Raw genomic sequence first — 15,103 nt, forward strand, 5'->3', positions numbered from 1 at the left:
ACACATATGTTATTTTGACCAAGACTATATTGTAAATGAGGTGACAACATGCCCATTACGAATCGATTTTCTACCACCACTAACGGCGCACTCGCTATTACAGGTAATACTTTAGGCTTAAGTAAAATTAGTAATCAAAACCGTGCTGGTACAATCGGGGCCATTGGTGCGTTCGTAACTACGAATACAGCTTTACAAGTTCCTACTTTTCCTGCTGGTACAACATTAAACTATACACAAAATAGTTCTACCGCTATTTTAAATATTCCTGCTGGCAGTACTATTCTTTACGCAGAACTCATATGGGGAGGAAATTATTTAACTCGCGATCAAAATATTACAAGTGTTCTAGGAAATCCCGTTTCATTTACGACACCCGTTTCAACATACTCAATTACTCCTTCAGCTGTTACAGCTTCAAATCAAACATTCGTTTCAAACTCTATTACATTTGGCTTTTATACTCGTTCAGCAGACGTAACAACTCTTATTCAAGCGGGAGGTTCTGGTTCCTATACTACAGGAGCTGTCCCTGGACTTGTTGATCCTTTAGATGCTTCAAATGGATCTATTAACTCGGCTGGATGGACACTCATTGTCGCTTATCAAAACGGAACATTGCCTGCAAGAAACTTAACCATTTACGTAGCTGGTAACCGTGTTTCTGCTGATACTGGTAGTGCAGATGTAGCTGTTTCAGGATTTTTAACACCCGCAGGAGGACCTGTAAGCGGGAGATTATTCTTAAGCTCCACTGAAGGAGATGCAGATTTAACCGGGGATCAAGCATTATTTGGACCAAATTTCAGTTCATTAAATGCTTTATCTGGGCCAAATAATGCTGTAAATAACTTCTTCGGTTCTCAAATTAATAATGCTGCTGGAAACTTAGATACAACTGGGACATTTGGAACGCGAAATCAAAGTGCTTCTACAGGCACAAACATCTCCGCTGGGAGACAGGGCTGGGATATTACTTCTATTGATATTTCTCCTTATTTAACAAACTCACAAGTGTCCGCCGCAATCCGTTTAACAACTAACGGAGATGCGTATATGTTAAATACAGTCGGTTTACAAATCAACATAAATTCACCTACTATACAAGCAACGAAAAGCGTGAATAAAAGTGTTGCTGCAATTGGAGATATTCTCACTTATACAGTTACGATCCCTAACACCGGACTTCTTCCGGCGAATAATGTTACCTTTACAGACATTCTCCCTAACGGGACTTCCTTTATACCTGGCACTGTAACAGTAGATAATGTCCCGCAAACAAACGCAAATCCCGCCGCTGGTATATCTCTTGGAACAATCAATAATGGTGCTTCTCGTACAGTAACTTTCCAAGCTACTGTCGTTTCTCTCCCAAGTCAAAACCCTATCTCTAATACCGCTAATATTACATTTCAATATACACCTATCGCCGGAGGAACAACCTTTAACGGTCTTGCAACAAGCAATTCTGCTGGGACACAAATTAACCTGGCAGATATTAATGGAACAAAATCAGTCAACAAAATTTTTACCGATATTGGTGAAACATTAACTTACAGTATTGCCTTAGCTAATATAGGAAATATCGCTGCAACGAACGTTATATATACGGATCCAATTCCTAGCGGAACTACTTTCATTCCAGGAAGTGTAACTGTTAACGGAGTTACTCAAGCTGGAGCAAATCCCGCTAATGGTATATCAATTGGTTCGATTGCCGCAAATTCCACTACTACTATTTCATTCCAAGTGCTCGTTCCTTCTATCCCTCAAACAAATCCAATATTAAATAGTGGAACAACAACATATCAATATATTCCTATACCAAATCAACCTGCAGTAAGTGGGACTGATACGACAAATATCGTATCTACTCAAGTGAATAACGCTACTGTAACAATGGTAAAAGCAGTAGATAAAAATTTTGCAGATATTGGTGATACACTAACGTACACCGTTTCTTTTACAGGTACAGGTAATACAAATGCGAACAATATTATTTTTACAGATGTCATTCCTACTGGAACAACTTTTGTTTTAAACAGTTTAACAATAGATGGCACTACACAAGTGGGCGCAAATCCCGCTAACGGCGTGAACATTGGATCCATCCCAAGCGGCACAACAAAAAATGTTACATTTCAAGTAGTAATAAACACAATACCCGCGTCAAATGTCGTATCTAATGGATCAAATGCTTCTTATCAATATACCGTCAATCCTATCCAATCACCCGTTACAAAAAACATTTCTTCTAATCTCGTTTCCACTCAAATTAACAATGCGAATGTAACATTAACAAAATTAACTAACAAACAATTTGCCACAATTGGTGAAACGATAGGTTATACAATCCTTATTACAAACAGTGGAAATACAGCCGCTAATAACGTACAACTAACAGATCCACTTCCAAATGGAACGATATTAACATTAGGTTCGGTAACGCTCAACGGCGTTTTGCAAAATGTAGATTCTCTCGTTGCTTTACCTATTGGCACAATTCCTGCTGGAGCTACTTTTATCCTCTCTTTCCAAGTAACAGTTATTAATATTACTTCACAAAATCCTATCCTTAATAACGCTTTTGCCTCTTACATTTACACTGTAAATCCAAGTCTGCCACCAACTTCAAAAACAGCAAATTCTAATTCTGTTACATCTACAATTAGACTAGCAAATCTCCATGCTAATAAATCTGTAGATAAGACGTTTGCGGAAGTTGGCGATGTATTAACTTACACCTTTGCTCTTACTAACGATGGAAATGTTGCAGCGAACAACGTATTACTATCCGATTCCATCGCGAATGGCACTTCCTTTGTACCGAACAGTGTTATAGTTAACGGTGTTACTCAGCCGGGCATAACACCAGCTAGCATCAATATTGGTAGCATCAATGCTAATACTACAATTACAGCTTCATTCCAAGTAGTAATAACTAGCATTCCAAATCCAAACCCTATTTCAAATAGCGCTTTCGTCTCCTACAACTTTATCGTTGATCCAAACGCTTCACCTGTAAATAAAAACACTACTTCAACCACTACATTTACTCAAGTAAACGATGCAAATGTCATTTCAGCAAAAACAGTGGATCAAGCGTTCGCTACCGTAGGGGATATATTAACTTATACTGTTACTTTGACGAATGCAGGAAGTGTTTCTGCTGATAGTCCTACTTTCGTAGATACAAATCCAGACGGTACTACCTTTATTCCAAACACTTTTCTTATTAATGGTGTACTCCAAAATAACGCAGATCCAAATATAGGTGTTCCACTACCTTCCATTCCTGCTAACGGCTCACTTACCGTCTCTTATCAAGTAACCGTCACCTCTTTACCAACACAAAACCCAACGATAAATTCATCTAGTACACAGTATAGTTTTATTCTAAATCCGGGAGATCCACCAACTATAGAAATATCTGTAAGTAACACTGTAAGTACACAAATTAATTTAGCTAATGTAGTTATTGTCAAAGAAGTAGATTTAACTATCGCCGATGTCGGGCAACCAATCACATATACAATTTCTTTAGCTAATCTTGGCAATACTACAGCAAATAATGTTATTGTTACTGATATAATCCCTAATGGCACCACTATCGTACCAAATAGTATTTTTATAGGTGGTGCTTTACAACTAGGTGCAGATCCCAGTACCGGTCTTCAAGTCGGCTCCATTCCTTCGGGTGGTTTTACAACGATTGTTTTTCAAATAAGTGCAAATGGGCTACCTTCACCAAACCCAATTCAAAACAGCGCTTCACTTCAATATAGCTTTATCGCTGATCCAAATTTACCTGCTCTTGTTAGAAACGCTGCTAGCAATATAGTAACTACACAAATTAATACTGCTAATATCATTGCTACAAAGCTAACAAGCACAAACTTCGCTAATGTCGGTGATATCATATTATATGCGACTATTTTAACAAATAACGGGAATATCCCTGCTGCTAATGTAACGTTTACAGATATCATTCCAGCGGGTACCCTCTTCATTCCTAATACTGTAACGATTAATAATGTCCCTATAGCTAATGCAAATCCTGCTAACGGCATTTCGATTGGTATGATAGGAGCAAATTCATCACGCACCGTTGCATTCCAAGTTTTTGTACCAACTATCCCTGCTGTAAATCCGATTACAAATCAATCAGGCACAACATTCCAATATACGTATGATCCATCCAAACCCGCTGTGATGCAGATGGTTGCTTCTAACACTGTACAGACAACTATTAATAACGCCTCAATTGCCGCTACTAAATCGGCAGATAAACAGTTTGCTAACGTAAATGATATTATTACGTACACGACTACTTTAACGAATAACGGGAATACACTTGCATCAAATGTAATATTTACAGATGTAATTCCAAACGGGACATCGTTCATTCCTAATAGTGTTTCTGTAAACGGGAATACACTGCCTAATGTCAATCCAGCAAGCGGAATTGCAATCGACCCAATAAATCCGAATGCAAATACACTCATCTCGTTCCAAGTACAAGTAAATTCTATCCCGAACCCGAATCCAATCCCGAACCAAAGTAATACAACGTATCAGTATGTCATAGATCCTAACTTACCTCCAGCATCCGCTAATGCGCTGAGTAACGTAATAACAACTCAAATCAATAATGCCACGATTATCGCTACAAAATCAGTGAACACACCGAATGCTGCAATTGGAGATATCGTTACTTATACAATTGCAGTTACGAACACAGGAAATATCCCTGCTAGCGCTACAGTTTTAACAGATGGGCTTGGACCAGGTGCATCCTTCATCCCAAATTCCGTTACAATAAATAACGTTTCCCAACCTGGATTAGATCCTTCATTAGGGATTCATTTAGACGATATTTCACCAGGAAACACTACTTTCATTACATTCCAAGTGAAAATTCTGGCTATTCCACCTAGTGGAACTTTAACGAATAATGCTCTTGTAAACTACGAATATGCAGTGAATCCAGCTGAAACGCCAGCTATTGGTAGTACCGTTACAAACACAACAGTTACACCGATTATTGACGCTACTTTAGTAATAAATAAAAGTGCTAGTACAACTTTCGCTACAATTGGTGATACAATTACATTCACTTCATCTGTTACAAACACAGGAAATACTACTGCGAACAACATTGTTTTTACAGATACAATTCCAAACGGTACTACCCTTGTCCCAAATAGCTTTAAGATAAATGGTGTAACCGTCCCGAATGCAAATCCACAAAACGGTATCAATATTGGTAACTTAAATTCAAATGCATCGGTTACACTCAGTTTCCAAGTAAACATCACAACGCTTCCAAACCCTAATCCAATTCCGAACAAATCATCGCTTCAATATAGCTTTATTGTTGATATAAATGAACCGCCTGTTTCACGAACAGTTCAATCCAATACAACTTTTACGCAAGTAAATTCAGCTTCCGTTATCGCAACGAAAACTGCGAGCAGTGCATTTGCCGCTGTTGGCGATACAATTACGTATACAACTACTCTCACTAATAGCGGAAATACTACCGCAAACACACCTGTTTTTATCGATATATTACCACCTGAACTTTCATTCGTTCCTGATAGCGTACAAATTAATACCATCCCACAACTTGGATTTAGACCAGATAGCGGGATCTCTTTAGACTCAATTCCAGTTGGAGGAACGACAACAATTAGCTTTCAAGCTATCGTTGGCTCAATACCAGCTACAAATCCAACTTTGAACCAATCCAGTACGACATACTTGATCATTGTTGACCCTACCCAGCCACCGATGACAGAAACAGCTACAAGTAATCCAACTTTAGTTCAAATTAATGAAGCAATTATTCAAGCAACGAAAAGTGTGGATCGACTATTTTCTGACGTAGCACCTGGAAATTCATTTTTAACGTATACAGTTTTATTAGAAAATGTAGGGAACACAACTGCTACGAATATCATTTTTACAGATCCTATTCCAAATAACACAATATTTATAGAAGATAGCGTTCGAGTCGGCGGAGTTTTATTGCCTGGGGTAAATCCAGCGAATGGAATACCAATTGGGGATATTATTGCAGGAGATTTTACAAACGTCACCTTCCGCGTTCAAGTAGTTAGTATTCCAAATCCAATTTTCACAATTGGACCTGGTGGACCAAACTCACCGGTTGTAAATAGTGCCTCCATTGACTATCAATTTATTACAGGACCTAATTTACCACTCGTTTCAAGAAGTACGACATCCAATCCCGTTGCGACACAAATAAATTCCGGAGAAATTGTGGCAATCAAATCTGTAGATAAAACTTTCGCAACGATTGGCGATACAATTTCTTATACAATTACATTAAGTAACCCTGGAAATGTCACTTCACAAAATATAATTTTCACAGATATTTTACCTGACGGAACGACATTCATATCTGGCACTCTTACAAACGATTCTGGTACACAGCAAATCGGAAATCCAGCTAGCGGGATACAGATTGGAAATATAAACCCAAATGGAACGGCCGTTATTTCTCTCAACGTACTTGTTACAAACATTCCAAGTATAAATCCTATCTCTAATTTTAGTTCCATACAATTTGAACATGTGATTGATCCTAGCCAACCGTCTGCATTACAAACAGCTGTATCTAATACAGTTTCAACGACCATTAATAGCGCAGTATTAACTACAACAAAAAGTGTTGATAAATCTATTATTTCCGTCGGGGATACACTTACGTATACAACGACTATTACGAATACAGGAAATACACCAGCTACAAATATAACTTTTACAAGTGCGATTCCTCCTAGTACTACTTTTGTACCAGATTCGGTCACTATAAATGGCATCCAGCAGCTTGGTGCACAGCCAGCACTCGGAGTAAATATACCAAATATCGCTCCTGGTGAAACAGTAACTGTTACTTTCCAAGTAAATGTGATTTCTGTTCCCCCTTCAAGCTCAATTATGGGTAACGATACAATTTTATATTCTTATACTGTTGATCCAAACGGAACTCCTGCTACTACTTCTACTTCAACAAACATTGTTACAAACCCTGTATTAGATGCTATGATAATGATGATTAAATCAGTTGATCAAACAATTGTAACGCTAGGTGATACCATTACCTATACGACAATTTTAACGAATAATGGTAATACAAATGCAACGAATATTACTTTCACCGACCTTATACCAGATGGTACAACGTTTATTACTGATAGCGTTACAATAGATGGCATCACGCAAATTGGTCTTAATCCTAATACAGGTATAACGATTGGAGCAATTGCTCCTAACAGCTCAATATCTATAGCATTTCAAGTTACCGCTACTTCTACACCTGTTCAAAATCCTATTGCCAATTCCGCTAGTGCTTCTTACACATTTATCGCTGATCCAAATGCCCCTATTGTTTCAAGAAATGTTACTTCAAACACAGTGTTCACTACGATTAATACAGCTACCATTCTTTCATTAAAACAAGTCGATAAATCCTTTAGTCGTATTGGAGACACACTCACTTATACTGTCGCTTTAACAAACAATGGAAACTCATCCGCACAAAATGTTATATTTACAGATACAATGCCGAGCGGAACTACTTTTATTGCAAACACATTCTCTATTAATGGGGTTCCTCAAAGTGATGCGGATCCATCGAATGGTGTGAATATTGGGACTATAACAGCCGGGACTACAGTAACCGTTTCGTTCCAAGTTACTGTAACGTCATTACCAACGGAAAACCCCATTGTAAATTTCTCATCAACATCGTACCAATTAGTCTCACCACCTGATGCAGAAACTTCAATTAGCAATCCTGTTTCAACGCAAATTAAAGAAGCCATATTATCCATGACGAAAAATGAAAGTGTATCCTTTGCAGATATCGGGCAAACTGCTTTTTATACTACTTCTATTACCAATGTAGGAAATACCGATGCAACTAACATTGTTTTCACAGATGTATTACCAAGTGGACTCACATTTGTTCCTAACACATTAACTGTCAATGGCGTTTTACAACCTAACGCGAATCCAAATACAGGTGTATTACTTGCAACACTTCCACCAAATGAAATATATAGTATCGTCTTTCAAGTGACAGTGAACAGTATTCCTCCTAGTAACCCAGCACCAAATACAGCATCAACGACGTATGAGTTTACTGTTGATCCAGGTAATCCGCCAGTATCGAGTACAGCTACTTCCAACACTACACTCCTTCAAATAAACAACGCAACTATTATTAGCACAAAAACAGCAGATCTTACTTTCGCGGATGTTGGTAATACAATAACATTTACACTTAACCTCCCTAATACCGGGAATGTGACTGCAACTGATGTAACTATTATTGACATTCTTGATAGTAATTTAAGTTTCGTTCCAAATAGTTTCACAGTTAATGGGCAAACCATTCCAAACGCTGATTTATCTACTGGTGTAAATATTGGTTCCATTAATGGTGGTAATACGGCAATCGTTACATTCCAAGCAACTGTTATTACACTTCCAACACTTAATCCCATTTCTAACTCTGCTTCTATCACATATCATTATGTCGTTGATCCTAGCCAGCCACCTATTACAACTTCCAATCAATCTAATACAACGACAACACAAATTAATAGCGCTACCCTTACTGCACAAAAAAATTCAAATGTATCTACGGTAGATATCGGGCAGGATATTACCTACACCGTTACAATTACAAATAGCGGAAATGTTAGTGCGACGAATGTTATTTTTACCGACCTTATTCCAGACGGAACTTCCTTTGAACCGAATAGTTTTACACTGAACGGAACTAGCATCCCAAATGCAAATATCATTACAGGCGTTCCAATTGGTGATATTGCGCCAAACGAATCTGTCATCGTAGCATTCCATATTAATGCCAATGAAATTCCGCCTATAAATCCAATTACTAATCAAGCTAGCGTTAGCTTTCAATATATCGTTAATCCAGCTAATCCTCCAGTTTCAAAAAACATTACTTCTAATAGCGTTTCAACACAAATTGAAAGTGCTATTTTAAATACGATTAAAATAGGAGATAAAGCATTTGCAACGATTGGTGATACGATTACGTATACAACAACTATTACGAATACAGGAAATATCCCAGCTAACAATGTTGTATTCTCAGACCCTATACCATCGTGGACACAATTTGTTGCAGGATCAGTTGTTGTTGATGGAACTCCATTAACATCCGCTTCTATCATTGACGGCGTTGGCATAAATACAATAACTCCAAATCAAATCGTAACAATCGTATTCCAAGTTCAAATTGTAAGCAACCCAACAACGCTCACACCTGAACTCCAAAACTTAGGATTTGTTAACTTCCAATATAACGTAGGCAATGCATTACAGGCTCAACCTGGCAATGTGGAAACGAACGTCTTCGTTACCTCTATTAATTCAGCAATACTTTCAGCTGTAAAAACTACTAATACAGCCTTTGCAAATATTGGAGATACAATCACTTATACAGTTTTGATTCAAAATAATGGCAATACAAACGCTACGAATGTAAATTTCTCAGACATGGTTCCAGCAGGAACAACCTTTGTTGAAAATAGTTTTACTGTAAATGGAAGTAGCCTTCCAGGCGCAAATCCAAATAACGGAGTTAATATCGGAACAGTTAACGCGGGTAGTTCCTTAACCGTTACTTTCCAAGTCATTGTTACATCAACCCCACCTTCAAATCCGATTACAAACGTAGCATCTATTCAATACGCATTCATCGTTGATCCAGCCTCTCCTCCTGTTACAAGTACGATAAATTCTAATAGCGCTTCAACACAAATTAATAACGCGACTGTTACAACTGTTTTACAAGCAAATCGAACAATCGTATCTATCGGAGATGTAATTACGTATACAGCAACATTAACGAATACTGGAAACTTCCCTGCAAACTCTGTATTACTCATTAACGGAGTTCCTGAAGGAGCATTATTTGTTCCAAATAGTGTTACGCTCAACGGGATTTCACTTCCAGATGCAAGTCCAACTCTTGGTATTCCAGTTGGTATTATCGCACCAGGTGATTCCGCTACTATTACGTTCCAATTTCTTGCAAGTTCTATTCCACCGCAAGGAGCGATTATAAATCAAGCACTTACAAGTTACACGTATATTGTCGATCCAAGTCAACCTCCTGTTACAGCAACATCCTCGTCTAATACGGTTAATACAGCTGTTGTTGATGCATCGTTATCCGCAATTAAAAGTACAGATTCTCTCGTACAATCTACTGACGGTACAATCACTTACACAGTAGTCGTTCAAAATAACGGAAATACTACTGCAAATACAGTTACTTTAACAGATTTGGTCCCAGAAGGAACTGCATTTATTCCGAATAGCGTAACTATTAATAGTGTTTCCGTTCCAGGTGCCGACCCTAACGTAGGAATACCATTAAACCCCATCGCACCGTCAGAAATCGTCACTGTAACATTCCAGGTTATCGTTCAATCTATTCCAAGCGTGAACCCAATTTCTAATACAGCCCGTATTGACTATACTTTTATCGCCGATCCAACTGCTCCTATCATCTCTCGAACAATTACTTCGAATCCAGCTTTCACACAAATTTCGGATGCGACTATCCTTTCTTTAAAAGCAGTAAATGCACAACAAGCAACAACAGGTGATATTTTGACTTATACAATAACATTAGAAAATACAGGAAATATCCCAACTACGAATCTCACATTTTCAGACACTATCCCTCAAGGGACTACCTTTGTAGAAAATAGTTTTACACTTAACGGAACAGCTATACTTGATGCCAATCCTAATGTAGGTGTTACTTTGCCTAACCTAGCTGCAAACGCTACGCACCTTATTTCGTTCCAAATTCTTATTAACGATTCATTCTCGCAAGAATCAATTACAAATCAATCCAACACAACTTATACAATTCAGCCAGACCCAGGGCAACCGCCTATTACTGAAACATCTACTAGTAATATCGTCATTACAAATTTCGTGCAAGCACAATTGACAATTACAAAAACATCCAATCCAACAACTGTTGATATTGGCGGAACTATACTTTATATTTCTGAAGTAAAAAATATCGGCAATGTTGACGCAATAAATATTAATTTCACAGATTCTATTCCAGCTGGGACTACATTCGTTCCCGATAGTGTCACAATTAACGGTATCCTTCAGCCAGGTGTAAATCCAGAAAACGGAATACCGATTGGAACAATTCCAGCAAACAGTTCCAAAACGATACTATTTCAAGTGCAAACAAATAATCCACCTACTGAAACCGAAATTGTAAATCAATCTTCAGCAACTTACCAATATGTAAGTATTCCTGCAGCCCCACCAGTAAATCGTTCTGCAGATTCTAATATCGTTACAACATCACTTCAAAATGCAAATATTATTTCTGTTAAAAGTGCGAATGTAACTTTCGTATCAATCGGGCAAATTATTACCTACACAAATACACTTCAAAATATAGGAAGCGTTCCAGCTAACAATACCGTTTTCATTGATAACATTCCAGAAGGTACTATATTCATTGAAGATAGCTTAGCAATAAATAATGTAATTCAGCCTGACGCTAATCCTGAAAACGGAGTAACTCTCGGCACGATACAACCAAATGAAACAGTCACTATTTCATTCCAAGTACAACTTACAAAGATACCAGAGGGCAATACAGTCATTAATATTTCAGACACTTCGTACGAATACCAAATTGACCCTAGTTCTCCAATTATTCAGCGTAGATCGTTATCAAATGCAGTAAATACTGAAGTGCGGACGGCAAATGTTAGTGCCATTAAATCCGCCAATAGATCCATTACACGCATTGGTCAAATCATCACATATACAGTCGCAGTTACAAACGCCGGTACAGTACCTATTACAAATACTCTCCTAATTGACGCAATTGCAGCTGGGACCACATTCGTTCCAAATAGCATTCTTGTAGATGGCATACCGAGACCTAATGAAAATCCAATTACCGGTATCAACCTTGATATTATCCTTCCAAATAATACAATTATTGTTACTTTTCAAGTAAGCGTAGTCTCTATACCGCCACAAAATAACATTAATAATATCGCAGTCATTCACTATGAGTATGAACCAGACCCAAGCGCACCACCAATTTCAGAAACGACATCTTCCAATAGTACAAATATACAATTTATTGATGCTATTCTTATTGCTACAAAATCCGCTAATACTGTATTAGCTAACATTGATGAAACCATTGAATATACAGTATTCATTCAAAATAACGGATCGACTACAACTAACTCCATCTTTTTTACAGATACTATAGCGGATGGAACAGTATTTATTCCAGGAAGTGTAATAGTTAACAATACTGTACTTCCTGCAGCAGATCCGAATATCGGCTTTTCCATTCCTAATGTCGCAGCAGGTCAAATAGCTACAATAACATTCCAAGTTTCCGTTACGAATTTACCTGTTGTAAATCCAGCACCTAATACTGCAAACATCGTCTACGACTTTATTTTCAATCCTGACTTTGCACCAATTCAAAAATCTACTACTTCCAATACTACTTTCGTTCAAATTAATGATGCTGATATCGTTTCACTTAAAACTGTTGATTTGACCTCTGTAACAATTGGTGACATTTTAACTTATACAACAACTTTAACGAATACAGGGAATACGGATGCCACTGCTGTTGTATTTACAGACAATATACCTGATGGAACAACTTTTATTGACGGTAGCGTTTTAGTAAATAACATTCCTCAGCTTAACGCCAATCCAAGTGCAGGTATACTTGTAGGAACGATTACTCCTAACACTTCTATCCCAGTCACATTTTCTGTTACCGTCGTAGCTCTTCCTGCTAGCGGCCATGTTCAAAATCAATCAACTTCTCGTTATACAATAAACGCGGAAGAACAAATATCGACTAGCAATATTACCTTCACTGAAGTTATTTCTGCTAATGTAATTGCGACAAAAACAACGCCTATCCAATATGCTGACTTACAAACTATCATCCCTTATACAATTTCCATCATAAATAACGGAAATATACAAGTCGAAAACATTATTGTTACAGATATCATCCCAGCAAATACGAGCTTTATAGAGAATAGTGTTATCGTGAACGGCAATGCTCGGCCAAATGACAACCCTCTTAACGGTATACAAATTGATAACATTCCGCCTAATACGACAGCAACTATTCTATTCCAAGTACGGGTTACTTCGATTCCACAAACAAATCCAATCTCTAACACGAGTACAATTGAATATGAATACACGGTACCAGATCGACCACCTATTACCGAAACTATTATTTCATCAGCTGCCGCAACAGAAATTAATCACGCGAATTTGAATAGTAATAAGGCTGTTGACCTTGCATTTGCAACGGTTGGTGATACGTTAACGTATACGATTACACTAAATCAAACCGGTAATGTTGCAACAAATGATGTAAACATTCAAGATATTATTCCTCAAGGTACTACGTTTATAGAAAATAGCGTCATTGTAAACGGAGAAGCTCTTCCAGGAGTGAATCCAGTAAGCGGCATACCAATTGGCACTATAATTGTTGGTGGAGATGCTATCGTTTCATTCCAAGTAACTGTGACTTCTATTCCAACACCAAATGAACTAAACAACAACGCAATTACTACTTTTAACTATATAGTCAACCCAAATAACGTACCCGTTACAAATACGACTACAACAAATACCGTCACAACTACTGTCCAAAATGATAATGTCATTGCCATAAAATCTGTTGATGTAACGAATGCCTTACCTGGTCAAACTTTAACGTATACAATTACGATTACGAATAGCGGTAATGTAACGATTGAAGACCTTCTTGCCATAGACACCGTACCAATAGATACGACTTTTGTTGCTGATAGTGTTACGATTAACGGAATCAATCAGCCTAATGAAAATCCTGAAAATGGTATTACGTTAGGAAATCTTGCTCCTAATGAATCTGTTATTATTACGTTCCAAGTGACAATATCTTCTTCTACTCTTCAATCTACAATTAATAATGATGCTTCTGTTTCCTATACCGTTATCATTGATCCAACAAAACCACCTATTACAATTACAAAACAAACAAATACCGTTACAACGACAGTCATTGATCCGATGGTTCGCATTGAAAAAACAACTGACAAATCTATTGTCGTTATAGGAGATATCATTACATTCACATTAGCGGTATTTAATCACTCCCCCATTCCGACAATCAGTACTTCTGTTATAGACAGCATTCCAGCTGGTACAACATTTATAGAAAATAGCGTAACAATTAACGGTACTTCGGTTCAAAATGTTCGTCCAGACACTGGTATTAATATTGGTTCTTTATCTGCAGATACAGTAGCAACTATAACATTTCAAGTTCTCGTAACTTCTATTCCTTCAAACAGTACAATTATAAATTCTGCAACAGTTACCGCTGCTTTTCAATTGACACCACAGGATCCAATTATTACTTTCATTGTTAATTCAAATATTGTTCGTATACCAGTTCAATTTGTAACTGCAACAGTCACGAAAAACGCTTCCGTCAGCTCCGCTTATTTAAACCAATACTTTGATTACACGGTGCGTATTACAAATACTTCCGAAATTTCACTCTCAAATATTTCTTTACAAGATACCATTCCAGCAGGTTTACAATTTATAAACGGCACTGTCTTTATTAACGGTGAACGCTCTCCACTAGCGAACCCAAATATCGGTTTCCTAGTTGCCACTAATTTAGAGCCAACTGAAACAATTATCGTGTTATTCACCGTACAAGTAATAAGTCCACCTATTAATAATCAATTTAAAAATACGGCCAATATTTCGTTACAACTTCAAGTCTCGCCTACCGATCCACCAATTACAGTAACCGTTACAAGCAACGAAAACATCGTCACCTTTGTTCCAGAAAATCCAGACGAAACACTTCCAAATTTAAATTGCTTCTTTGACGGTGAACGCTTCATACGGATTACTCCCCAAAATGCAAGAAATTACCTTTGGACTTGGATTTGGTGGAATTAAATTAAAAAAGAGATTGTAGTTT

General features: G+C 37.5%; 1 protein-coding gene. It reads left to right on the plus strand.

Annotated features, from left to right (window positions below; all coding sequences use genetic code 11):
- The first annotated feature begins 48 nt into the window (after nt 1-48).
- Nucleotides 49-15,081 (plus strand): DUF7507 domain-containing protein, encoded by a 15,033-nt coding sequence (locus ACLBXA_RS26470; protein ID WP_447617594.1) that lies wholly within the window; start codon nt 49-51, stop codon nt 15,079-15,081.
- Nucleotides 15,082-15,103 lie beyond the last annotated feature (22 nt).

This window comes from Bacillus sp. D48C (assembly GCF_053345735.1).